This is a genomic window from Agathobaculum sp. Marseille-P7918, from assembly GCF_900625105.1.
GTDB lineage: Bacteria > Bacillota > Clostridia > Oscillospirales > Butyricicoccaceae > Agathobaculum.
This window is the reverse complement of sequence record NZ_UYYD01000002.1, coordinates 514,906-537,301: the sequence shown is the minus strand read 5'-3', so window position 1 is coordinate 537,301 and position 22,396 is coordinate 514,906. Positions and strand designations below refer to the sequence as shown.

Sequence of the window (22,396 nt, the reverse complement as noted above, 5' to 3'; positions counted from 1 at the left end):
CAAAATACACTATAATAACAAAAACGGCACAAGGGAGGCATGCGGCATGTCGGACCTGATGGACAGCGCATTCAAATCCATTTCGATTTTGTACCGCAAATCGCATATGTGGCTCAATAACAGCTGCGCGCCGCACCATCTGACGGCGGCGCAGGCCGTGGTGATCCTGATCGTCTGCGATTTTGACGGTTTGACGCAGGATGAGATCACAAAACGGCTTTCGCTGGACAAAAGCGTGATCGCAAAGACGGTCACCAAGCTGGAGGAGACCGGGTTCCTCGTCCGTTCCACCAACGCAAAGGACAAGCGGACCTACGATATCCGGCCGACCGAGCGATCCTGGGCGGTGTATCCGTTCATCAAGGAGCAGGTTTCCGGGTGTTTTGCGCATATGACGCAGCAAATGACCCAAGACGAGCGCAAGGAATTTCAGCGTCTGCTGCGCAAGGCGGCGGAGGCCGCCATCGCGCAGGAGGACTGAACCGCAGCAAAAATGAGAAAACCCCCGCCTTGAAAAAGGCGGGGGTTTTTGTTGCGGTTGTTATTCCGCTGCGCCGGTGTCGGGCGTTTGGTCGGTCAATCCGGCCAGCTGCTCGGTGCGGGCCAGTTTTTCCTGTTCGGCGGCCTCTTCCGCCGCCTCATCGACAGGCTGGCTGAGCTTGCCGCCGTGTGTTGCGGCATACTCCTGCCGCACCTGTTCGAAGCTGTCCTCAAAATCACCGGGGATTTCCACCTGGCCGATATCTCCCAGATCCAGACAGATCGACCGCGGCGAAATAAAGACAAAGCCCCATTCCTGACCCGGAATGACAAAGGCATATTGATATTTTTCGCCGTTATCCATATTTATAATGGCAAAATTATCGATCGATTCGCCGCAGAAGTATCGGTATGTTGTGGTGTGTGTGGAATTGCCGCTGCGGATCTCGGCCCGCTGGCCGGGCGACAGCGCGGACCACAGGCCGGGGGTAAACGCGCTGGTGTCATAGCGGTTGCCGCCGGAGGTTTTGGTACGGTAATAGAAGTCGCCGTAATGATAGCTGCTTTCTGCCGGGTCCTGCGTGTCGTAGTAGCCGCCGATGCCGTTGACCGTCGTTGCAAGGTCGGTTGCATCCGCGGTGAAAAAGTCGAGGATCTCCTTGCTGTCCAGATAGGTTTGGTCGCCGGCGTAGTCGGATTCCATCGCGGCCGAGAGCGCCTTTGCCAGCTGCTTTTCATCCTTCTGGTCATAGGCCAGGTCGATCGCCTGCGTATAGTGGTCCTTCAGTTCGGATACCGGATAGATGGATTCCCGGTCGATCTGATAAAAGTCGCCGGCGGCCTGATTGAACTCGTCGATCGCCTCCATACCGTCGTCCATGGCGGCCGCCAGACGGTATTCGCGCAGGATCGGGTCGGTTTCCTCAGATTCGTGGTCGATTTCATACTGCCGGTCCTGCACATAGAACTGATACAGGTTGTCCCGCAGGGACTCGTCCTCATAGCCCAGCTCGGTGAGCGCGCCGATGACCTCCGGCAGGCTGGAACGCAGGCTGGACAGCGTCGGTTCCTCGCCGAACTGGTCCTCAGTCGTGCTCATCCCCTGTCGGTCCTCTTTGCTGGTGTCGTAATAGGTCGTGTTGAGCAGCGCGACCTCGGTCTGCTTGCTGACCGTTTGTGCCAGCGCCTTGCGGATCGAACTTTTGCGGATGCCCTCGTTGAAAAATTTGACATAATCGTCGCGGGAATCCTCGTCGTACGGGGAATAGAACGCATAATCGTCAAACAGGCCGTTTATAATTTTGCTCTTGAGATATTCCGTGTGCTGATGCGTCTTGTAAGCGAAAAACGCGGTGGCAATTACCACGACCACCAGAATCAGGATTCCAAGCGCTTTCTGTTTTTTGGACAGTTTGTTCAGCATAGGGGTGATCCTCCGTTTCGTGAAAGAATAGAAATCATCTCTATATTAACTGTAAACCCGGTTGGGAAAAAGTGCAAGGCTGGCCCAATCCAAATTTTCACATAATTTTTTGGGTCTTTTGCGGAAAACCGGGCTGGCAGGACAAAAAAGCACCCGCCCTTTTGCAGGGCGGGTGCTTTTGGGAAGGTCATACGGCGGCGCGCACGGTCAGGATCATCAGGACAACGGCGGACAGGCTGAGCGCCAGCCCGACCAGCCGGGTGATTCCGGTCACACGGCGGATGCTCATGGCGTGGAAGGTTTCAAAGGAGCTGATGGGATAGGGAAACGCAACAAACGCCAGCCCCGCGATCAGCTGCCCGATGTAGGCGCCGATCATGTGCAGCGGTCCGTCGCCGCCGAAGAACGCGCTGATCAAAAAGCCCAGCCCGCCGGCAAACACCAGCAGGTAGAGCGCGGTCTTGAATCGCTTGTCCATCCGGACATAGCGTTCGGTCTGCTCGCGGCAGGTTTCGCAGCACACGCCGAACGAGCGTGTGTGCACCTTGGCCATGAGCTTGTTTTCCGGCAGGGCTTTGCCGCAGTAAACACATTTCTCCATGTGAGTTTCCTCCTGATCTTGCGCGGCAAAGCCGCACGGCTTTATTTTTTCCGGTAGGTCTGGAACGCGTTGAGCACAACACCGATTTCGTCGTCGGTCAGCAGGTTGGGCTGCTGTCCGGCCGCGCGGACTCGGTAATACAGCTCGGCGCAGAACTCGATCTGCTCGGCCACATCCATGGCGTAGCTGATGTTGCTGCCGCAGCAGAGCAGGCCGTGGTTGCCTAGGATGCAGGCGTAATTGTCGCCCATGGTCTCATAGGCGCACTTCGCCAGATCATAGGTGCCGAACTGGACATAGGGCGTGCACGGCACTTCGCGGCCGGAATAGGCGACCAGATAGTGCAGCGGCGGGATGGACCAGCCCATGCAGGACAGCGTGGTGGAAAAGGTCGAATGGGTGTGCACCACGGCATGGACGTCCGGGCGCTTCTGATAGAAAATACGGTGCATGTCCACTTCGCTCGAGGGTTTGCGGTCGCCGTCCACCTTTTCGCCGTCCGGCGTCAGCACGACAACGTCCTCCGGCGTGGTTTTGAAGTAATCCATACCGCTCGGGCTGATGGCAAACAGGTTTTCCTTTTCATTATATACGCTCAGATTGCCGAAGGTGCCGACGGTCAGCCCGCGGTCGATCATTTGCTTGCCGTATTCCACGACCAGTTCTCTTTCTTCCTGCAGCAGCATGCTGTAATCCTTCCTTTCTTTCCGTGAGTTTTAATGAATGGACGCGGCGTTGACCACGCGGTCGGTGACGCCGTCCTGCAAATACCGGTCCACTTCGCGCATCAGCAGGAACGGTGCGCGCGGGATGGCGTCCACCGTTGTGCCCGCGATGTGCGGGGTCAGCAGCACGTTGTCCATTTGCAGCAGCGGGGAGTCCGCGCCGAGCGGCTCGCTGTCGTACACATCGAGCGCCGCGCCCGCCATGCAGCCCTGCTGCAAAGCCTCGACCAGTGCGGGCTGATCGACCAGACCGCCGCGCGCGGTGTTGATGAAGTACGCGGTCTTTTTCATGCGCGAGAAATACGGCATGCCGATCATGCGCTCGGTTTCGGGCGTCAGGCGCAGGTGCAGCGAGACGATATCGCCCTGTTCGAACAGCGTTTCGAGCGAATCGACCAGTTTGACCGCGCCCAGACCCGCCTGCGCGAGCTTTTCCGGGTTGGTGTAGGCGTCGTAGGCGATGACCGGCACGCCGAGCGCGAGCAGACGGCGCGCCAGCGCCGCGCCCACATTGCCGATGCCGGCCAGCGCGACCGTGTGGCTGGACAGGGTCATGAGAAAATCCGAGTTATAGTAGTTTTTGCACCATTCGCCGCCGCGCATTTTCAGGTGGGACAGCGCGATGTCGCGCGTCAGGCACAGCATCATGCCCAGCGCGAAATCCGCCACGGGTTCGGCGTTGCGGATGACGTTGAGCACCGGGATGCCGCGTTCGCTGGCGGCCGCCACGTCGATGTGCTCCAGCCCGCCGCGGCAGGTCAGGATCAGCTTGAGGTTTTTGGCCTTTTCCAGCAGTGCGCGCGGCACCGGGTTGAAGTGCACCAGCAGGACGTCCGCATCCGCGATCGCCTCGTCCAGTCCGTCCGCATAGGGCACGGCTTCCGGGCCGCCGCGCTCGACTTTGAGCTGCCGCGCGGTGAATGCCTGCTTGTCGGACGGGCCCCAGAACAGCTTTTGGATATTTTCGCAGCACAGCGCGCTCTCGCGCACGGCCTGCTCCATGGTGTCAGGCGAAACGAATGCGTCGCCCACGACGATGACGTTTTGCGGCTGCGTGGTAAATTGGTTCATATGTGATGCTCCGTTCATAATGCAAACCGGCCGCCGCTGCATCAAAGCAGCAGCGGCCGGGTCTTGGTGGATGGTGGATGCAAACCTGATACCGAAGGCAATTTCAATCAATAAGCCGAGTATTCGGCAGCGGAGCGCTCGAGGTAATCGACGAAACGCGCCTTGTTCTTGCGGAACAGGAAGTACAGCACAAAGTACAGGATGACGACCGCGCCGATGATGATCGGGTTCTTGCTCAGGAAGCAATAGAACAGGCCGGCAATGAGCGGATGGCACAGGATGCCGAAGCTGGTGATGTAAACGCCCGCCTGCGGCAGCTGGAAGCCCGCTTCGACGGCGACCTCGGTGAAGGTCGGCGCGAGCTGGGAGGCGATGATCAGGCCCAGGGAGAACCAGATCGCGCCGCTGACCACGCTCTTGGCGATGTTGCCGTTGGAAACGCAGATGAACACCTCAACCATGTACGGCAGCGCGCACAGGTCGGCCATCGGCAGGATGGTGTTGCCCGGCAGGACGAAGGAGAGCAGCAGGATGATCGGGATCAGGATGATACCGGTGACCAGCGTGTTCGGCTCGCCGTAACCGCAGGCGTCGTTGACCGACAGGTACCACTCGCGGCCCTTGCCGGCTTCCACCGCCTTGGCCTTGTAGGCGTCGGACATGGTGGTGAACGCGTTGGCGAAGATACCGGCCACCTTGGGGAATACCGCCATGATGGCAGCGGTCGAAACCGCAGCGGAGGTGACCGTGCCCCATGCCGTCAGCGCGCCTTCGCCGAACAGCATGTTGTAGTTGCCGATGACGCCGATGATCGCGCCGACGATCAGGCCGATGAACATGGGCTCGCCCAGCAGGCCCAGCTTTTTCTGCAGGGTTTCCGCGTTGAGCTTGATCTTGTTGAAGCCGATCTTGCCGAGCAGCCAGTTCATGATGACGGCAAACGGCAGGCTTTCCAGATGGTGCGGTGCGGTCATGCAGCAGTTGTCATATTCATAATAGGTAGACCAGCGCTTGGCGCAGGCTTCGGAGAACAGCAGGATGTAAAGCAGCTGTACGACCATGCAGGCCATGGCAAGCAGCATGTTCTCGGTCAGGGCGTAGATCAGCGAGCCCCAAACCATGAACGAATAGTTGTTCCACAGGTCGGACGCCATGAATACATCCGTCCACTTGGCCAAAAAGAGGACGATTTGCAGCACGATGGCGACACCGATGAACAAAACGCCGACTTTGGTGGAATACGCGATAACCGAAACCGACTGCCAGCCGGTATCCAGGCCGGGCAGGTTGACGCCGGCGTTGGTGACCATCTGGTTGACAACGGGCGCGATGATCGCGGAATAGCTGTTGACGACAAAGTTGAAGCCGGTCAGGCCGACTGCGCAGAGCAGCGCGGACTGGAAGGCCTTTTTCGCGGGCGCACCCATGCACATGCCGATGATAAACAGGATGATCGGTACAAAAACGGTGGCGCCGAAGGTTGAGAATACATCGCTCAATGTCTGCAAAAATTCTGTCATTTTCTTTTTTTCCCCCTTTTGTTTCTAAACGGGACAGAGCGTTGGATGGCATCCGGTTTGCATTTTTTGAGAAAGAGGATGGGCGAAATCAGCCCTTGGCTTCCAGAATGGCCAGGCAGTCCTCGACGACCTTCTCTTCCGCCATGCCGGTCAGCATGCCGACCGCCTTGACCTTGGGGATGCCGAAATCCTGCCGCACGGGGCTGACGCAGGCGATCAGATCAAAATGCTTGCCGGAGATCTCAGACGCGATGCTGTTCGGGCTGGCTTCCGTCATCGCGGCGTCCCAGCCTTTTTCCGCCAGTTTTTCCTTCAGCTTGCCGGCGACCATGGCCGAGCTGACCGTACCGGAACCGCAAACACAGAGAATGGAACAGCTTTTCATAATGATTTTCCTCCTATTTCATAATTGGTTGTATGGTTTGGATGTTAGCCAATGTATTTCTGCGCGGCCGCAAACAGTTCGTCGTCCGTTGTGGCAGCGCGGAATTCCGCGACAACTTCGGGCTGCTGGAACACGCTGAGTACCTTTTGCAGCAGTTCCACCTGCTCGTCCGGATTTTTGATCGCCATCATGAACAGCATTTCCGCTTCCACCAGCGTATCCGGGTCGCCCATATGCGCGAACGTGACCGGATGGGCCAGCTGCGCGATGCACACGCCGGGGCGGTTGACATGCTGCGGATCGGTATGCGGCATTGCCACGGCAATATCCGCGAGTTGCAGTCCGGTGGGGTAGGTGACCTCTCGCGCCACGACGGCGTCGATGTAGGTGTCCTTGACGAATCCCGCGTTCAGGAACTTCTGTCCCACCTGCCGGATTGCGTCTTCTGCGTTCTTTGCGTCTACGTCGCGTGCAATGAGTTCGCGAAATGTAGCCTGCTCCATATGATGCGCCTCCTTTTGATCATTCGTTCAGGCCGTCGAGAAAAGCAACAATCTTTTCGCCGACTTCCTGCTCGTGTTCGCCTTCCACCTCGATCTTGATCGGGGTGCCGTTTTTCAGCCCGGCGCCCAAAATACCGAGGATATTTTTGGGATTTACCGGTCCTTTTGCCGTCACCAGACGGATTTCTTCCGAAAATCCCTTGCAGAGCGCGGTTAGCTGTGCCGCCGGGCGCGCATGCAGTCCAGTGGGGTTTTTAATTGTAAAATCTTGGCTAAACATAGGTTTTTTCCTCCCTAAAAGTATCGCTGCGTTTAATTATTGTATTTTATTCCTCTGTTCCCTGTCAACATGGTTTCATTTGACATTTCCCCGGAAAACGGATATAATATGTTCATCAGATGAACAAAGTTTCATATCACATGCCGGTGAGAGGAGTCTTTTCTTGGATAATCGTGTCGATTTGCTGGTACATGTTTCCGAACTGTACTATCAGCAGAAGCTGAGTCAGCAGGAAATCAGCCAGATCATGGGCATTTCCCGCCCGACCGTTTCCCGCCTTCTGGATGAAGCGAAGGAAACCGGCGTGGTGGAAGTGATCGTTCACAGCCCGGTGGTCAAGCATCCCAAGCTTTCCTATACGCTGCGCACGGAATTTGGCCTGCGGGATGCGATCGTGGTCTCGGGCGAATACGCGTTTGACAAAGCGATGGCGCGCTGTGCACAATGCGCTGCACATTTTCTCAACACTGTGCTGGAAAACAATATGTCGATCGGCATTTCCTGGGGCCGCGCGCTCGAGGCGCTGTGCGATGCGGTCCAGCCGAGCGAATATTACAACGTCAACGTGGTGCAGATGGTCGGCTGTCTGGGCACGGGCAATCCCCGCGTGGACGGTTTGGAACTGGCGCTGCGCCTGTCCAAAAAGTTCGGCGGCACCTATTCCAACATCTATGCACCGGTATATGTGGACAGTGAATTGGTGTATTCCTATCTGGTAGCCGAGCCGCAGATCGAAACCACGCTGAAAAAGGCGCTTTCGGTGGATATCGTCCTGACCGGCATCGGTTCGCTGGACGATCCGAACGCGTCGCTGTATCAGTCCGGCTGTTATAGTCAGGAGGACCGAAACGAGCTGATGCGGCGCGGGGCGGTTTCCAGTCTGCTGGGCAGAATGTTTGATATCGACGGCAACGAGGTCACGCTGGACGGGCGGTATGTGATCTCCGCACCGCTGGAGGCCATGCGTTATCCGACCTGGTCGATCGGCATCAATGCCAGTGCGGAAAAGGCGGAATGTACCTTGGCCGCCATCCATGGAAAATATCTCAACACCCTGATTGTCGACGAACCGCTTGCCCGCCGCATGTTGGAGCTGGAGGGCAAGCCGTTCGAAGAATAAGGGGTGGAAAGCTGCGAAGGCAGGGATGCAGGCATCCCTGCTTTTTTTCTGTTTATTTGAGCGTGTCGTCCAGTACGATGACGCCCTTGGCGCCTTCGCCGCGGATCATCTTTTCAAAGCCGTCACGCCAGTTTTCCAGCGGGTCGATCGAGGTGACGATCTTCTCCGGGACGACCGTACCGGCTGCGAGCAGCTCGAGCGACTTGACCCAGGAAGAGGGCTTCTGGCTGCGCGAGCCGACATAGACGATTTCCTTGTGCAGGATCAGGTCGGTCCAGATGCTTTCGTGCGATTCCGGGAACACGCCCATCTGCACGACCGTGCCCTTGCGGCGCACGATCTCGAGCGCCTTGTTGGCCGCGGGCACCGCGCCCGAGCACTCAAAGCACTTGTCCGCGCCGACGCCGTTCGTCATTTCCATGACGATTTCCTTCAGGTCCTCGGTCATCTGATCGACGCAGCGGTCCGCGCCCGCGCTTTTGGCGATCTCGAAGCGCTCCGCGTCGTGCGTCAGGCCGGCGACGATCACGGTTGCGCCCTGGCTCTTGGCGACCTGCATGACCATCTGGCCGATGGCGCCCGCGCCGAATACGACGCAGATGTCGCCCGGCTGCACGTTGCCCTTTTCAATCGTCGCATGTACGCCGCAGGCGAGCGGTTCGGTCAGCGCGGCCGACAGCAGGCTGACGTTATCCGGCAGCACATGCACGCTTTCTTCGCGGCTGACCAGATATTCCGCCATCGAACCGTTGATCTGGGTGCCGATGCCCTGCCGGTTGCCGCACAGGTTGTAATCCTTGCTCTTGCACATCGGGCAGGTGCCGCAGGTCTTATAGGTGGTTTCGCTGGTGACGCGGTCGCCGACCTTTACCTTTTTGACGTCCGGTCCGACCGCCGTCACGATGCCGGAAAATTCATGTCCGAGCACAACTGGCGGCTTGGTGCTGGCGTAAGTGCCTTTGAACGCGTGCAGGTCGGTCCCGCAGATGCCGGAATAGGCCAGCTTGATTTTGACCAGGTCTCCGGTCGCTTCCGGTTCGGGAATTTCCATATATTGCATATGGTCATAGCCGGTTTCTGTCTTTACGACAGCTTTCATAATTGCAACCCCTCCCGTTATACAAATGTTCATTATTTGAAATTAATTTCTAAGCGATAATCAAATTTTCTCACTTATTTACGTCTCATTATATGGCATTACGACATGATGTCAAGGATAAAGAATGAAAAAATTGTGAATTTTGCGCATTTGAACAAATGAGTTTTTCGATTTTTGGCTATTTCATATATTTTATTGGCGTTGACATTTGTTCGTAATTATGAAATAATGAATCATACCAAGAAAATGGTGTGATATGACACCAAGATATGGGTTGGTGAATCCGACATTTGTTCACACGCGCTCATGAGAAAGGAGTCAATATTATGGCGGAAAAAATCTATTCCACCGAAGAAATCCAGAAAGTAGCCAACAGTATCCGCAAACAGATCCTCGGCGTAGCTCTGCAGACGGGTGGCTGCTATCTGGCGCAGGCCTGCTCCTCGGCGGAGATCATCGCTTCGCTTTATACCAAAGTGATGAACCTCGGCCCCTCTGTGGGTAATTGGGAGCCAATCCCCTTCCCGGGCGTTCCGGGACCGGACAATATGGATTATCAGCGCGGTTCCGCGTACAACGGTGCGCCCGCACCCGATAAGGACCGCTTCTTTGTTTCCTGCTGCCACTATGCATCGGTCATTTACAGCGCGCTGGCAGCGACCGGCCGCATCAGCCCCAACTGCATGGAAAAGTTCAATGTAGACGGCTGGAACATGGAAATGATCGGCGCAGAGCACTCCCCCGGTTTTGAAAACACCGCGGGTTCGCTCGGCCAGACCATCTCGATCGCAGGCGGCACCGCCCATGCGCGCAAGCGCCGCGGCGACACCGGCAAGTGCTTCGTGCTGCTGGGCGACGGCGAGCTGCAGGAAGGACAGACCTGGGAGTGCATCCAGGCAGCCGGCCATTACAAGCTGGATAACTTCATCGTGGTGATCGACGCCAACAACCAGCAGGTCGAAGGCAAGATCGCCGACCAGATGACCGAGGAACCGCTCATCGACCGCTTTGAGTCTTTCGGCGCGACCTGCGTGGAATGCAACGGCCATGATATCGAGGCGTTCTGCAAGGCGTTTGAAACCCCGCACAAGGATCGTCCGCTCGTCGTGATCGCACGCACCAGCGGCGCAACCGGCATCAAACCGCTCGAAAAGCCCCGTTCGATGCACTTTATCCGCATCGGTCAGGACGAGCGTGAGGAATTCCAGAAGATCTACGACGCGATGTAAGAGAGGGGTTTAAAAATGAAAATTGAAGTCAATACCCACGAGAAAAACATGATCCGCTTCGCGGCGGAGCATCCGGAAGTCGTGGTTATGTCCGCGGACCTCGGTTCGTCCTGCGAAGTCAAGAAGTTCCGTCAGGTTTATCCCGACCGTTATCTGACCATGGGCATTGCCGAGCAGAACATGTGCTCCTGGGCGGCCGGTATGGCGCGCGAGGGCTATCGCCCGTTCCTGCACACCTTTGCCGTGTTCCTCTATCGCCGCATCCTCGACCAGCTCGAGATGAGTGTAGCCTATCCCAACCTGCCGGTTGTGTTCGTCGGCTTCGTGCCCGGCATCACCACCCCGGGCGGCGTCACCCACCAGTCGATCAACGACGTCGGTGTGCTGCGCACCGTGCCGAACATGACCATTTTCGACATCGGCGACGCGACCGAGATCGAAGGCGTGCTCGATCTGGCATATGCGTGCAACGGCCCGGTTTACATCCGCATGCTCCGCAAGGAAGTGCCGCGCCTGTTCCCGGCCAACGAGCCCATGCAGTTCAACCGCGCCCGCGTGCTGTCCGAAGGCGACGACATTGTGCTGCTGTCCTCCTCCATCTGCACCGAGGAAGCCATGCGCGCCACGGCAGTGCTCAAGGAAAAGGGCGTTTCCGTGCAGCATATGCACGTTTCCACCCTCAAGCCGTTCACCGACCCGACCATCGTCGAGGCGATCAACAAGAGCAAGTACGGCGTCATCACGATCGAGAACCACCTGAACATCGGCGGCCTCGGCACAGCGGTGGCCGACGTGATCGCGGAAAACGGTCTGGGCAAGCGTCTGATCAAGATCGGCCTGCCGGGTTACCCGCACGGCGCCTCCAAGATGTACCTGATGAAGAAGTACGGCATCGACGCCATGCATCTGGTCAGCGCCGTGGAGGAACTGACCGGCAAACAGCTCGGCATCCAGGAGGATGACCTCGAGAAGGTTCGTTTCGTCGATTTCCTGGAGGTATAACGTGCCCTTTCGTGCCTGTGTGTGGGATCTGGACGGCACGCTGCTCAACACGCTGCCGACCATCCTGCACTACTGTAACCAGTCGCTGGCGCATTTCGGCCTGCACAGCATCGCCATGGAGGATTGCCGCGACCTGTGCCGCCTGCCGATCGCGCATTTTTACCATCGCCTGCTCGAGTTGGGCGGCTGCCCGCCGCAGGACGTCGAGCGGCTGCAGCCGGCCATCCGCGACTACGACTGTAAAAGCTATCTGAAAAACTTTTCGCATCTGACCGAACCGTATGCGGGCGTGCGGGAAACGCTCGAAGCGCTGAAAGAGATGGGGGTCCGGAACGCGGTGCTGACCAACAAGCCGGATGCACTGGCCCATTCGCTGATCGGGCAGTTTTTCGGCGATCTGATGGAGGCATGCATCGGGCAGACGCCGGAGACCATTTCCAAGCCCGATCCGCGCTCGATGGATCGCGTGCTGGAGGTGCTGGCGGTGGAGCGCAGCGAGATTTTGTATGTCGGGGACACGGACGTCGATATGCTGACCGCGCGCAACACCGGCACCGCCGCCGCGGCCGCCTGCTGGGGCTATCAGTCGATCGAGCAGCTCCTGCCGTATGCGCCTGCGTATGTCGTGCACGCGCCGCGTGATCTGATCGCAATTTTTAGGAGGTAAACCGCATGTTTTCCGAAGTGAAAAAAGAAATCATTGAAGCAGGCATCATGCTCGACCGCTATGAGCTGGTTTCGCTGACCTGCGGCAATCTGAGCGTCCGCATGCCGTCGGGTGAGATTCTGGTCACCCCCTCCGGTATGATGTACGAAAAAATGGTCGAGGATGATATGATCGTCATGGATATCGACGGCAACATCATCGAGGGGACGCGCAAGCCCTCGTCGGATACGCCGGCCATCCTGCATATCTTCCGCGAGCGTCCGGATATCAACGCCGTCATCCACACCCACCAGCCGTACGCCACCGCGGTTTCGCTCATCCCCGGTTTGACCGAGTTCCGCGTGTGCATCACCGCGCTGGCCAACGCCGCGGGCGGCAATGTGCCGATCACCCCGTATTCCGCGGCCGGCTCGGTCGATATGGGCATTGATACGGTCAAGTATGTCGGCGACGGACATGCCGTCATCCTGTCCCAGCACGGCGTCATGACGGTCGGCAAGGACCTCAATCAGGCGCTGTACGCGGCCGTGTATCTGGAAGAGGCGGCCAAGTGCTATCTGGCGGCGCGCGCGGCCTGCGTCAACGGCGAGACCAAGCAGATGAGCGACGCGCAGATCCAGCAGATGGTGGACGTGTTCAAGTATTACGGACAGGGCACCGCGACCATTCCGGAAGATCTGGTCAAGCGTCTGGACTGATGTCCATCGCGCAATCGTTGAGAAGAGGCAAAACCCGGCTGTACCCAAGAGGTACGGCCGGGTTTTTTGCGTTTTGCGGTCGAATGCGGTGCGCGCCCTTGCCGAAGGACGTGGCGCTGCCTATAATATATATATATAAGGAAGAGGATGACAAAAAAGGAGGGCTTTGTCATGCGGATTTTGGTGGCGGAGGACGAGCGCGATCTCAACCGGCTGATTTGCCGCACGCTGACGCGCGCGGGATACAGCGTGGACGCCTGTCTGGACGGCGAGGCCGCGCTGGACTGCCTGCTCGGCGCGGAATACGACTGCCTGCTGCTGGATATCATGATGCCGAAAAAGGACGGGCGCGAGGTGCTGCGCGCGGTGCGCGCACAGGGCAGCGCCGTGCCGGTGATCTTTCTGACCGCGCGCGACAGCGTGCACGACCGCATCGAGGGCCTTGATCTCGGCGCGGACGATTATCTGGTCAAGCCCTTTGACTTTGACGAGCTGCTCGCCCGCATCCGCGCGGCGACGCGCAAATACGGCACGCAGAAAACCAGCGTGCTGACGCTGGCCGACCTGACGGTTGACACCGGCAGCCACACGGTCACGCGCGGCGGCAAGGAAATCCGCCTGTCTGCCAAGGAATACGCGATCCTGCAATATATGATGCAGCATCAGGGCACGGTCATCTCCCGCGCGCGGCTGGAGGACCACATCTGGAATTACGACTACACGGGCGGCTCGAACGTGGTTGACGTGTATATCACCTATCTGCGCCGCAAGATCGACAGCGGTTTCGACAAAAAACTGCTGCACACGGTGCGCGGCGCGGGCTGGATCCTGAAGGAGGAGCCGTGAAACGATTTTCTGTCAAACAAAAGCTGACCGTGTGGATCACGCTGCTCATGCTGCTGCTGACCACGCTGGTTTTGGGCTTTATGGTCGCGGTGAGCAGCTCGGTCGTCACGGACAACGCCTATGACCAGCTGACGAACACCGTGCGGGAAAACTTAACCGGTATTGCCCGGGAAAACGGCAATCTGACGTTCAGCGAGGACTTTTCCTTCACCAAAAACGGGGTGTACACCGTGGTGTATAGCAGCAGCGGCGCGCTGCTCGCCGGACAGCTGCCGCTGTCCTTTCCGGATGCGACGGCGTTTGAAAACGGCGCGATCCGTCTGGCCGAAGGGGACAGCGGGAATTTTTATGTGCTGGATTTCTGGCTGCCGTTCGGCTGGGAGGACGGCGTGTGGGTGCGCGGCATCATTTCTGCGCCCGACGTGGCCGATGTGCTGGACGATATGATGGGGCTTGCGCTGCTGATTTTGCCGCTGATGGTGATCGTCAGCGGATTGGGCGCGTATCTGCTCGCGCGTTCGACCTTCCGCCCGATCGACCGCATCATACGCGCGGCCGAAACCATCGGCGAGGGGCGCGACCTGTCGCGCCGCATCGGCCTGCCCGCAGGGCGGGATGAGATCAGCCGGCTGGGACAGGCGTTCGACAGCATGTTCGCGCGGCTGGAAGCGTCCTTCGAGTCGGAAAAGCAGTTCACCTCGGATGCGTCGCACGAGCTGCGCACGCCGACCGCGGTCATCCTCGCCCAGTGCGAGGACGCGCGGCGGCACGCCCAAACGCCCGCGCAGTATGCGCAGGCGATCGAGGTCATCGAGCGGCAGGCGGGCAAGATGAACGGCTTGATCGCGCAGCTGCTGCAAATGACCCGTCTGGAACAGGGCACGCAGCGCGCCGCCTTCGAGTGGGCGGATTTGAGCGGCCTGGTCGAGGTCATCTGCACCGAGCAGCCTGCGTTCCCCCAAAACATCACCCTGCAAACCGATATCCAGCCCGATGTGGAGGCGTATTTTGACGTGACGCTAGTCAGCCGCCTGCTGCAAAACCTGATCGGCAACGCCGCGCGGTACGGCCGGCAGGACGGCCACATCTGGGTGTCCCTGCGGCGCGAGCAGGCGGATGCCGTGCTTGCCGTGCGCGACGACGGCATCGGCATCGCCGCGGACCAGCAGGACAGGATCTGGCAGCGGTTTTATCAGGTGGACCCGTCGCGCAGCGGACAGGGCGGCACCGGCTTGGGCCTGACCATGGTGCGCCAGATCGCCGCGCTGCACGGCGGCACGGTGTCGCTTACCAGCGCGCCCGGCGTGGGCAGCTGCTTTTCCTTCCGGTTCCCGATCGGCCGGCAGCCCGGGGACGGCGAAACGCCTGCCTGAAAAAAATATTTTTCGAAAATTTACGATTTTAATATTTTTTTAATGTTGGGTTGGTATCCTGTATATGAACTCAAACGAAAGGTGTGAGCAGGATGAAAAAACGGTTTTTGATGTTTACCGCCGCGGCAATGCTGGCCGCCGCGTTGACGGGCTGTGGCCAGTCCACGCACAAGAGCGATACGCAGATGGGCTATATCGGTGAGGATGCGGCGAGGAGCATGGCGGCCACGGCAGCGCAGGTGAATCTGGACGACGCCACATTCGCGCAGACCGAGCTGGACGAGAAAAACGGCACGGTGTACTATGACGTTGAATTTGCGGTGGACGGTATGTGTTACACCTATGCGATCGACGCCATGACCGGCACGGTGATCGAGTCGAGCAGCCAGCAGGCGCAGTACGGCAGCGAATCGACCGGAAACACGGCGCAGACCAGCGGGGCGGTCGACGAGGCGAAGGCCAAGCAGATCGCGCTCGAGCACGCGGGCGTGAGCGAGGACGATACCTCGTTTATGCAGGTACAGGCCGACCGCGATGACGGTGTTTCGGTGTTTGACGTGGAGTTCTATGTTGCCTCCACCGGCACGGAATACGATTACGAGATCGACGCCTCCACCGGCGAGATCCGCAGCTTTGACCACGACGCGGAGCACTACACCGCGGGGCAGCAGAGCGCGAATACCTCTTCCGGTCAGGCCAAGAGCGAGGACGAGATCCGCGCGATTGCGCTGGCCAAGGTGCCGGGCGCGACCGAAAAGGACATCCGGCTCGAGCTGGACCGCGACGACGGCAAGCTGAGGTACGAGGGCAAGATCATTTACGAAGGCATGGAGTACGACTTCGAGATCGACGCATACAGCGGCGCCATTCTGGAATGGGAAGCCGAATCCGTATTTGACTGAGCAAAAAAAGAAAAGCCTCCCGCGATGCGGGAGGCTTTTTGCTGCCGTTTTTTACAGGGCACGCACCGAGATCATGCCGTCGATCGCGCGCAGCGCGTCGAGGTTTGCTTCGGTGGGCTGCTCGGCGAGGTCTACGATAGTGTAAGCGTAGTCGCCCTTGGAGCGGTTGCCCATGTTTTCGATGTTGCACTTGACCGCGGCGGTGATGGACGCGATCATGTTCGGGATGTTCTTGTGAATCATGCAGACGCGGTAGCCGCCCTCATAGGGAACCTTGAGGTTCGGGAAGTTGACCGAGTTGCGGATCGTGCCGGTTTCGAGGTAATCCGAGATCTCCTTGACCGCCATCTTGGCGCAGTTGTCCTCGCTTTCGGGCGTGGACGCGCCGAGGTGCGGCAGCGTGATCGCGTTTTCCTGCGCGAGGATCTCGTCGGAGGCAAAGTCGGACACATAAGCCGCAACCTTGCCGCTCTCGAGCGCCTTGGCCATGGCCTGCGTATCGACCAGCTCGCCGCGGGCGAGGTTGATGATGCGCACGCCGTCCTTCATCTTGGCGATGGACTCTTCGCAGATGGTGTTCTTGGTCTCTGCGTTGAGCGGCACATGGATGGTGATGTAATCGCAGTTGGCGAAGATCTGGTCGAGCTCGGTGACGTGCTTGACCGAACGGGACAGCGCCAGTGCGCCGTCAACCGACAGATACGGGTCGTAGCCCCAGACTTCCATGTCCAGACCGACGGCAGCGTTCGCGACCTTGACGCCGATTGCGCCCAGACCGATGACGCCCAGCTTCTTGCCGGCGATCTCCGGGCCGGCGTAAGTGGACTTGCCCTTTTCGGCGGCCGGGCCGATGTCCGGCGTGCCCTTGAGCGACTTTACCCAGTTTGCGCCCTGCACGATCTTGCGGGAAGCCAACATCAGCGCGCAGACAACCAGTTCCTTGACGGCGTTGGAGTTTGCGCCCGGGGTGTTGAAGACAACGATGCCTTCCTGTGCGCAGCGGTCGAGCGGGATGTTGTTGACGCCCGCGCCCGCACGCGCGATGCACTTGAGGTTCTTCGGGAACTGGACGTCGTGCAGCTTGGCCGAACGGACAAGGACAGCGTCGTAGTCCTCGAAATCTTCCGAGCAGGTGTATTTCGCGGGATCGAGGTCGTTCAGACCGACCTTGGAAATCTTGTTATACAGCTTCACCTGATACATGGGAATACTCTCCTTTGATAACAATATGGTGAGGGCGCGAGTGGAGTTCGCGCCCTGAAAATATTTTGGATGATGTTTTTACTTGTTTTCGTCTGCGAACTTCTTCATGAAGTCGATCAGGTACTCAACGCCCTCGATCGGCATTGCGTTATAGATGGAAGCGCGCATGCCGCCGACCGAACGGTGGCCCTTGAGGTTAGACATGCCGGCCGCCATGGATTCCTTGGCGAACTTCGCGTCCAACTCGTCGTTGCCGGTGCGGAAGGTGACGTTCATGTGGCTGCGGGACGCCTTTTCGGCAACCGGCTTGTAGAAGTCCTGGCTGTCGAGGTAGTCATACAGCATGCTGGAACGCTTCTCGGCGCGCTCCTGCATGACCTTGACGCCACCCATCTGCTCGACCCATTCAGCGACCAGACCGAGCACATAGATGCCGTACGTGGGGGGCGTGTTGTACATGGAGTCCTTGTCGGCCATGGTCTTCCAGTCGAGCATGACCGGGTACTTTTCGAGCGGGTAGTTGCCCAGCAGATCCTCGCGCACGATGACAACGGTTACGCCCGCGGGGCCCATGTTCTTCTGCGCGCCGGCGTAGATGACGCCGTACTTGGAAACGTCCACGGGCTTGGACAGGATGTTGGAGGACATATCGGCCACCAGCTCTACGCCCGCCGGGGTCTCGGGGTCGTACTGCCACTCGGTGCCGTAGATGGTGTTGTTCGCGCAGATGTAGAAGTAATCCGCATCCGGACGGATGTCCAGCTCAGCCTGGGTCGGCACGCGGTTAAAGCCGGTCTCCTTGGAGGTGAATGCGACATGGATGTCGCCGAACTTGACAGCTTCCTTGTACGCGTTGTTGGCAAAGTTGCCGGTGATCGCGTAATCCGCCTTACCGGTCTTCAGCAGGTTCATCGGGATCGCGGCGAACTGGGTCGTCGCGCCGCCCTGCAGGAACAGGACCTTGTAATTATCCGGAATGGAGAGCACGCGGCGCAGGGTCGCTTCGGTCTCCTTGATGATGCCGTCGTATACTTTAGATCGGTGACTCATCTCCATGACGGACATGCCGGAGCCCTTGTAGTTCAGCATTTCGGACGCACAGCGCTCAAGCACGGGTACCGGAAGCATAGAGGGGCCTGCGGAAAAATTGTAGATACGATTGTCAGCCATAGTGATAGTTACCTGCCTTTCAATAATCAAACGTGCTGTTCCGTATAGGAATGCAATATTCATTATAATATAAGGTAAAACGATTTACTACAGGAAATTAAACCAAAAATCCGCCGCAAAAAGACGAATGTCTGCACATTATGGACAGATTGCGCAGTATTGCCTCTGCGCGCGCATTGCAAGCGCTTTGCCCGGTGTGGTATACTGAATCCGTCAAGAAAATGAGAAAATCCGCGCGGTTTGTGCACAGGCTTGTGGACAAAACGAGGGCCGCGCGCGAAGGAAAGGAGAGGACGGCCATGTTCCGGCGCAAACAGCCGCATTCCCATACGCAGCTTTCCCACCGGCAGATCAACCGTCTGCTGCCGTTCACCAATGCCCCGCTGTTTCACGCGCTGCAATTGCTCGCCACGGGCGATTCCGCGCGTTTCCACATGCCCGGCCACAAGGGCGAGCCGCTGTTCAACAGCTATGCCGAGGTGTTCGCGATCGACTTCACCGAAACTTATGGCACGGGCAACCTGTATCTGGGCGACGGCCCGATCCGCGACGCGGAGGTCGCGGCGGCGCGGTATTTCGGCGCGTCCGACTGCTTTTTCCTGACCGGCGGCTCGACGCAGGGCATTTTGTCCGTGCTCGCGACCGCGGTCGGCCGCGGCGGCGCGGTGCTGCTCGACCGCGAGTGCCACAAATCGGTCTGCCACGCCTGCGCGCTGCTCGATATCACGCCGTATTTCTTCTCCGCGCCGGTTCTCGAGCCGTTCGGGATTTCGGGCGCGCTCGCGCCCGCGGACGCCGAGCGGCAGCTGATCGACCATCCTGAGATCCGCGCGGTTCTGCTCACCAGCCCCACCTATTACGGCGTGCGCCGCGCGATCCCGGCCTTTGCCGACCTGTGCCGCGCCTACGGCAAGCAGCTGCTGGTGGATGCGGCGCACGGCGCGCACTTTCCTGCCGTCGGCCTGCCCACGCCGGTCGCCGAGGGCGCGGATATGGCCGTGCTGTCCATCCATAAAACGCTGCCCTGTCTGGGACAGGGCGCGGTGGTGCTGAGCGCCAAGGGTGTGGACAAACACGCGCTGCGCGAAAACACCGCCCTGTTCGGCACGTCCAGCCCGTCCTACCCCATCATGGCGTCCATCGATCTGGCCCGAGCCTACACCGAAGGGCCGGGCCGCGCCGCCTACCGCCGCGCGGCCGAGACCTGCGGCGAGCTGCGCGAGTATGTGCTGCGGCGCACGGGCTTTACGCCGCTGACCATGGAGGATTTCCCCGCGCTCGACCCCTGCCGCCTGACCGTGTGCACCGCGGGCACGGACGTGACCGGCCATCAGCTGGCGGATATGCTGTGGAGCGAGTGCGGCGTCGCCTGCGAGATGGCGGACGACCGCAACGTGGTGTTCATTTTGACCTGTGCGGACCCCGCCACGGCGGTGCACCGGCTGCGGCGCGGCCTGCGCCGCATTTCGCGCCGCCGCAGCGAAGAGGTTCTGCCGCCCGCCGCCGAGCCGTTCCCGCCCGCCGAGCGGGTCCTGTCCGTGCGCGACGCATGGTTTTCCAAAACCGGCCGCGTGCAGCCCGCCGCCGCCGAGGGTCTGGTGTGCGCCCGCCCGGTCACGCCCTATCCGCCGGGCGTTCCGCTGCTGTGGCCGGGTGAGAAAATTACCCGCGCGCACATTGAACTTATTCGCAAAAGATGGTACAATGAAATCGGTGAGATCACGGTTGTGATCGGCTGATTTACCTCAAAGGAGGAGTTTTTTCTATGAAAATGGTACTTGCGATCATCAATTATGATGATGCTCAGGACGTGATCAATAACCTGATGAAGGCCGGCTTCCAGATCACCAAGCTGGCGACGACCGGCGGTTTTCTCAAGGCCGGCAACGTCACCATCCTGATCGGTTTGGACGAGTCCAAGCTGGATGAGTGCTTCGACATCATCCGCGAACATTCTTCCTCGCGCAAGCAGATCATCCCGACCACCGCAGAGCTGGGCATGGGCTTTTTCCCGTCCACGCCGGTGCAGGTCGAGGTCGGCGGCGCGACCGTATTCGTGCTCAATGTTGAGCGCTTTGAAAAGCTTTGATCTCTTTTGACGCGCTGCCGGGCAACGCTGCGCTCAAAACCGCGCTGCAAAAGGCGCTGGCAGACCGGTTCCCGCAGGCGGTGCTGCTTTCGGGGGACGACTCCGCGGCGCTGGCCGCGTGGTCGGACGTGCTGGCCGCGGGCATCCTGTGCGAAAGCGCGTCTTCGCGCCCGTGTGGGACGTGCCTATCCTGCCGCAAGGTCAGCGAGGGCGTCCATCCCGACCTGACCGTCATCGACGAGGGCGAAAGCGAGCTCAAAGTCGATCTCGCGCGCCGCATCAAGGCGGAAAACGCCATCATCCCGAACGACGGCGCGCGCCGCGTGACCGTCATCCGGCACGCGCACAACCTAAACCCCATGGCGCAGAACGCGCTGCTCAAGGAACTCGAGGAGCCGCCGGCATACGCCTTTTTTGTGCTCACGGCAGAGCAGCCGGATACGCTGCTGCAAACCGTGCGATCGCGCTGCACCAAATTCGCGCTCGCCCCGCAGGGCGGGGACGCGCCGGACGACGGCGAAGCCGTGCCGCTGCTTGCGCCCTATCTGGAAGCGCTGGCTGCCAGACGCGAGGACCGCATGATGCTGGCCGCGCTCGCGCTGGAGAAAACGCCGCGCCGGGCGCTTCTGGGCGTGATTTCCGTGCTGCAAAGCGCGCTGCGCGACGCGATTTTTGCCGCCAAAGGCCTGCCGCAGCCGCCGGTCGAGGGCGCGCTGCGCGCGCAGACGCAGGCGCTGGCCCGCGCGGTAAGCGCCGCACGGCTGCTTAAGCTGTATGATTTTCTGAGCGTACTGACCGACCGCGTCTCGCGCAATGCCGCGGCGGCCGCGGTCACCTGTGCGCTGACAAGCGATGCCTACCGCATCTGCTTTTTATAATATAGGAGGATCAGTTTTTGACGACGATTATAGGAGTCCGCTTCAAAACGGGCGGAAAAATGTATTATTTCGATCCGCAGGGCGTGCCGGTGTCGGCGGGCGAGGACGTGATCGTGGAGACCGCGCGCGGGCTGGAGTACGGCCAGTGCGTGCAGGGCAACACGGACGTGCCCGACCAGACGGTCGTCCAGCCGCTCAAGCGCATGGTGCGCGTGGCGACCGAGGCGGATAAAAAGACGCTTGCGCGCAACAAAAAGCGCGCGGACGAGGCGTTTGTCATCTGCAAGCGCAAGATCGAGGAACGCGGGCTGGAAATGAACCTGGTCACCGCGGAATGCACGTTCGATATGAACAAAATGCTGTTTTACTTCACGGCGGACGGCCGCGTGGACTTCCGCGAGCTGGTCAAGGATCTGGCCAGCGTGTTCCGCACGCGCATCGAGCTGCGCCAGATCGGCGTGCGCGATGAAGCGAAGATGATCGGCGGACTGGGCACCTGCGGGCGCGAGCTGTGCTGCTGCTCGTATCTGGAGGATTTCCATCCGGTGTCGATCAACATGGCGAAGGATCAGAATCTGTCGCTCAACCCGGCCAAGATCTCGGGCGTGTGCGGCAGACTGATGTGCTGCCTGAAATACGAGCATGAGGCCTATGCCGAGCTGCAGAAGGTCACCCCCAAGCAGGGCAGCGTGGTCGATACGCCCGAAGGGCGCGGCAAGGTCATCACGACCCAGATGCTGCGCGGCACCTGCAAGGTGCAGCTGGATGAAAGCCCGGACCATACGCTGACCGAGTTCCAGTGCGTGGACTGCTGCGTGGTCAAGGGCGCATGCCGCAACCGGCAGAACGCCGCGGCCATGGCCGAGGAGCGTCGCCGCATGGAGCAGGAAGCCGCCAAGCAGCAGAAAAAGCAGCAGGCTGAGGCCGGAGAGGCGTCGGAAGAGGCGCAGGGAGAGCAGCCCGCCGAGGGCGCTGCTCCCGCGGAAGGCGCACCGCGCCGCCGCCGTCGCCGCGGAGGACGCCGCCGCCGCAAGCCGCAGAACGCGGAAGGCGCACCCGCGCAGGAGAGCGGCGCGCAGGCAGCCGCCGCCCCGGCACAGGAATCATAAAGCGCAGCAGCGCCCCCCTTTGC

Annotated in this window: 24 protein-coding genes; 13 read left to right on the top strand and 11 right to left on the bottom strand. The window is 59.6% G+C overall.

The window, feature by feature from the left end; translation table 11 throughout:
• Nucleotides 1-46 precede the first annotated feature (46 nt).
• The gene (locus EJL02_RS06075) at nt 47-481 is read left to right on the top strand and encodes a MarR family winged helix-turn-helix transcriptional regulator (RefSeq protein ID WP_125115512.1); all 435 of its coding nucleotides are present in this window, start codon (nt 47-49) and stop codon (nt 479-481) included.
• 60 nt (nt 482-541) lie between these two features.
• Here EJL02_RS06075 and EJL02_RS06070 read toward each other — a convergent pair whose 3' ends face one another.
• The 8 genes from EJL02_RS06070 to EJL02_RS06035 all read right to left on the bottom strand — a co-directional run bounded on the left by EJL02_RS06070 (nt 542) and on the right by EJL02_RS06035 (nt 6,988).
• Nucleotides 542-1,903, bottom strand: coding sequence for a hypothetical protein (locus EJL02_RS06070; RefSeq protein WP_125115511.1), 1,362 nt, complete (start codon nt 1,901-1,903; stop codon nt 542-544).
• 187 nt (nt 1,904-2,090) lie between these two features.
• A complete protein-coding gene (locus EJL02_RS06065) occupies nt 2,091-2,504 on the bottom strand; it encodes a TRASH domain-containing protein (protein WP_125115510.1) in 414 nt (137 codons plus the stop codon).
• A gap of 41 nt (nt 2,505-2,545) precedes the next feature.
• Nucleotides 2,546-3,190, bottom strand: coding sequence for an L-fuculose-phosphate aldolase (locus tag EJL02_RS06060; protein ID WP_125115509.1), 645 nt, complete (start codon nt 3,188-3,190; stop codon nt 2,546-2,548).
• Between the two features lie 30 nt (nt 3,191-3,220).
• Nucleotides 3,221-4,300 (bottom strand): 2-hydroxyacid dehydrogenase, encoded by a 1,080-nt coding sequence (locus EJL02_RS06055; protein WP_125115508.1) that lies wholly within the window; start codon nt 4,298-4,300, stop codon nt 3,221-3,223.
• A 107-nt stretch (nt 4,301-4,407) separates the two neighbouring features.
• A complete protein-coding gene (locus EJL02_RS06050; protein ID WP_125115507.1) occupies nt 4,408-5,820 on the bottom strand; it encodes a PTS galactitol transporter subunit IIC in 1,413 nt (470 codons plus the stop codon).
• Between the two features lie 88 nt (nt 5,821-5,908).
• On the bottom strand, nt 5,909-6,205 hold the full coding sequence (locus EJL02_RS06045) for a PTS fructose transporter subunit IIB (protein WP_125115506.1): 297 nt from the start codon (nt 6,203-6,205) through the stop codon (nt 5,909-5,911).
• Nucleotides 6,206-6,249: 44 nt separating this feature from the next.
• Nucleotides 6,250-6,708, bottom strand: a complete 459-nt coding sequence (locus EJL02_RS06040) for a PTS sugar transporter subunit IIA (protein ID WP_125115505.1) — start codon at nt 6,706-6,708, stop codon at nt 6,250-6,252.
• Nucleotides 6,709-6,727: 19 nt separating this feature from the next.
• Nucleotides 6,728-6,988 (bottom strand): HPr family phosphocarrier protein, encoded by a 261-nt coding sequence (locus tag EJL02_RS06035; protein WP_125115504.1) that lies wholly within the window; start codon nt 6,986-6,988, stop codon nt 6,728-6,730.
• 163 nt (nt 6,989-7,151) lie between these two features.
• Here EJL02_RS06035 and EJL02_RS06030 point away from each other — a divergent pair, with 163 nt between their 5' ends.
• On the top strand, nt 7,152-8,108 hold the full coding sequence (locus EJL02_RS06030; protein ID WP_164510312.1) for a sugar-binding transcriptional regulator: 957 nt from the start codon (nt 7,152-7,154) through the stop codon (nt 8,106-8,108).
• Between the two features lie 52 nt (nt 8,109-8,160).
• Here the strand turns inward: EJL02_RS06030 and EJL02_RS06025 are convergent, their stop codons facing one another.
• Nucleotides 8,161-9,207, bottom strand: coding sequence for a zinc-binding dehydrogenase (locus tag EJL02_RS06025; RefSeq protein ID WP_125115502.1), 1,047 nt, complete (start codon nt 9,205-9,207; stop codon nt 8,161-8,163).
• A 326-nt stretch (nt 9,208-9,533) separates the two neighbouring features.
• On the opposite strand from EJL02_RS06025, the gene EJL02_RS06020 reads away from it, so the two are divergent.
• The 7 genes from EJL02_RS06020 (at nt 9,534) to EJL02_RS05990 (ending at nt 15,924) form a co-directional block, all read left to right on the top strand.
• Entirely contained in the window at nt 9,534-10,436 is a 903-nt protein-coding gene (locus EJL02_RS06020; protein ID WP_125115501.1) for a 1-deoxy-D-xylulose-5-phosphate synthase N-terminal domain-containing protein, read from the top strand.
• Between the two features lie 15 nt (nt 10,437-10,451).
• Nucleotides 10,452-11,438 carry a transketolase family protein gene (locus EJL02_RS06015; RefSeq protein ID WP_125115500.1) on the top strand — a complete coding sequence of 329 codons (987 nt, stop codon included), beginning with the start codon at nt 10,452-10,454 and terminating at the stop codon, nt 11,436-11,438.
• Between the two features lies 1 nt (nt 11,439).
• A complete protein-coding gene (locus EJL02_RS06010; protein ID WP_164510311.1) occupies nt 11,440-12,105 on the top strand; it encodes an HAD family hydrolase in 666 nt (221 codons plus the stop codon).
• Nucleotides 12,106-12,110: 5 nt separating this feature from the next.
• Nucleotides 12,111-12,803, top strand: a complete 693-nt coding sequence (locus EJL02_RS06005; RefSeq protein WP_125115498.1) for a class II aldolase/adducin family protein — start codon at nt 12,111-12,113, stop codon at nt 12,801-12,803.
• A 171-nt stretch (nt 12,804-12,974) separates the two neighbouring features.
• Entirely contained in the window at nt 12,975-13,649 is a 675-nt protein-coding gene (locus tag EJL02_RS06000) for a response regulator transcription factor (protein ID WP_125115497.1), read from the top strand.
• On the top strand, nt 13,646-15,022 hold the full coding sequence (locus EJL02_RS05995) for a sensor histidine kinase (RefSeq protein ID WP_125115496.1): 1,377 nt from the start codon (nt 13,646-13,648) through the stop codon (nt 15,020-15,022). The genes EJL02_RS06000 and EJL02_RS05995 overlap by 4 nt, the downstream gene beginning before the upstream one ends.
• Before the next feature lie 92 nt (nt 15,023-15,114).
• Nucleotides 15,115-15,924 carry a PepSY domain-containing protein gene (locus EJL02_RS05990; protein WP_125115495.1) on the top strand — a complete coding sequence of 270 codons (810 nt, stop codon included), beginning with the start codon at nt 15,115-15,117 and terminating at the stop codon, nt 15,922-15,924.
• Between the two features lie 51 nt (nt 15,925-15,975).
• Here the strand turns inward: EJL02_RS05990 and EJL02_RS05985 are convergent, their stop codons facing one another.
• The gene (locus tag EJL02_RS05985; protein ID WP_125115494.1) at nt 15,976-17,127 is read right to left on the bottom strand and encodes a 3-phosphoglycerate dehydrogenase family protein; all 1,152 of its coding nucleotides are present in this window, start codon (nt 17,125-17,127) and stop codon (nt 15,976-15,978) included.
• A gap of 78 nt (nt 17,128-17,205) precedes the next feature.
• Nucleotides 17,206-18,297, bottom strand: coding sequence for a 3-phosphoserine/phosphohydroxythreonine transaminase (serC, locus tag EJL02_RS05980; protein ID WP_125115493.1), 1,092 nt, complete (start codon nt 18,295-18,297; stop codon nt 17,206-17,208).
• A gap of 299 nt (nt 18,298-18,596) precedes the next feature.
• Here serC and EJL02_RS05975 point away from each other — a divergent pair, with 299 nt between their 5' ends.
• From EJL02_RS05975 to EJL02_RS14565, 4 genes are read left to right on the top strand one after another with little or no spacing between them, the layout of a single operon-like run.
• A complete protein-coding gene (locus EJL02_RS05975) occupies nt 18,597-20,036 on the top strand; it encodes an aminotransferase class I/II-fold pyridoxal phosphate-dependent enzyme (protein WP_164510310.1) in 1,440 nt (479 codons plus the stop codon).
• A gap of 26 nt (nt 20,037-20,062) precedes the next feature.
• Complete coding sequence (locus EJL02_RS05970) at nt 20,063-20,386, top strand: cyclic-di-AMP receptor (protein WP_125115491.1); 324 nt, start codon at nt 20,063-20,065, stop codon at nt 20,384-20,386.
• Nucleotides 20,383-21,264, top strand: coding sequence for a DNA polymerase III subunit (locus EJL02_RS05965; protein WP_125115490.1), 882 nt, complete (start codon nt 20,383-20,385; stop codon nt 21,262-21,264). The genes EJL02_RS05970 and EJL02_RS05965 overlap by 4 nt, the downstream gene beginning before the upstream one ends.
• A gap of 17 nt (nt 21,265-21,281) precedes the next feature.
• Entirely contained in the window at nt 21,282-22,373 is a 1,092-nt protein-coding gene (locus tag EJL02_RS14565) for a PSP1 domain-containing protein (protein WP_125115489.1), read from the top strand.
• The last annotated feature ends 23 nt before the right edge of the window (nt 22,374-22,396 follow it).

Bases quoted from the DNA above. Each gene is read 5' to 3' on its own strand.
- EJL02_RS06075 (WP_125115512.1), top strand. From the start codon at position 47: ATGTCGGACCTGATGGACAGCGCATTCAAATCCATTTCGATTTTGTAC.
- EJL02_RS06070 (WP_125115511.1), bottom strand. From the start codon at position 1,903: ATGCTGAACAAACTGTCCAAAAAACAGAAAGCGCTTGGAATCCTGATT.
- EJL02_RS06065 (WP_125115510.1), bottom strand. From the start codon at position 2,504: ATGGAGAAATGTGTTTACTGCGGCAAAGCCCTGCCGGAAAACAAGCTC.
- EJL02_RS06060 (WP_125115509.1), bottom strand. From the start codon at position 3,190: ATGCTGCTGCAGGAAGAAAGAGAACTGGTCGTGGAATACGGCAAGCAA.
- EJL02_RS06055 (WP_125115508.1), bottom strand. From the start codon at position 4,300: ATGAACCAATTTACCACGCAGCCGCAAAACGTCATCGTCGTGGGCGAC.
- EJL02_RS06050 (WP_125115507.1), bottom strand. From the start codon at position 5,820: ATGACAGAATTTTTGCAGACATTGAGCGATGTATTCTCAACCTTCGGC.
- EJL02_RS06045 (WP_125115506.1), bottom strand. From the start codon at position 6,205: ATGAAAAGCTGTTCCATTCTCTGTGTTTGCGGTTCCGGTACGGTCAGC.
- EJL02_RS06040 (WP_125115505.1), bottom strand. From the start codon at position 6,708: ATGGAGCAGGCTACATTTCGCGAACTCATTGCACGCGACGTAGACGCA.
- EJL02_RS06035 (WP_125115504.1), bottom strand. From the start codon at position 6,988: ATGTTTAGCCAAGATTTTACAATTAAAAACCCCACTGGACTGCATGCG.
- EJL02_RS06025 (WP_125115502.1), bottom strand. From the start codon at position 9,207: ATGAAAGCTGTCGTAAAGACAGAAACCGGCTATGACCATATGCAATAT.
- EJL02_RS06020 (WP_125115501.1), top strand. From the start codon at position 9,534: ATGGCGGAAAAAATCTATTCCACCGAAGAAATCCAGAAAGTAGCCAAC.
- EJL02_RS06015 (WP_125115500.1), top strand. From the start codon at position 10,452: ATGAAAATTGAAGTCAATACCCACGAGAAAAACATGATCCGCTTCGCG.
- EJL02_RS06005 (WP_125115498.1), top strand. From the start codon at position 12,111: ATGTTTTCCGAAGTGAAAAAAGAAATCATTGAAGCAGGCATCATGCTC.
- EJL02_RS06000 (WP_125115497.1), top strand. From the start codon at position 12,975: ATGCGGATTTTGGTGGCGGAGGACGAGCGCGATCTCAACCGGCTGATT.
- EJL02_RS05990 (WP_125115495.1), top strand. From the start codon at position 15,115: ATGAAAAAACGGTTTTTGATGTTTACCGCCGCGGCAATGCTGGCCGCC.
- EJL02_RS05985 (WP_125115494.1), bottom strand. From the start codon at position 17,127: ATGTATCAGGTGAAGCTGTATAACAAGATTTCCAAGGTCGGTCTGAAC.
- serC (WP_125115493.1), bottom strand. From the start codon at position 18,297: ATGGCTGACAATCGTATCTACAATTTTTCCGCAGGCCCCTCTATGCTT.
- EJL02_RS05975 (WP_164510310.1), top strand. From the start codon at position 18,597: ATGTTCCGGCGCAAACAGCCGCATTCCCATACGCAGCTTTCCCACCGG.
- EJL02_RS05970 (WP_125115491.1), top strand. From the start codon at position 20,063: ATGAAAATGGTACTTGCGATCATCAATTATGATGATGCTCAGGACGTG.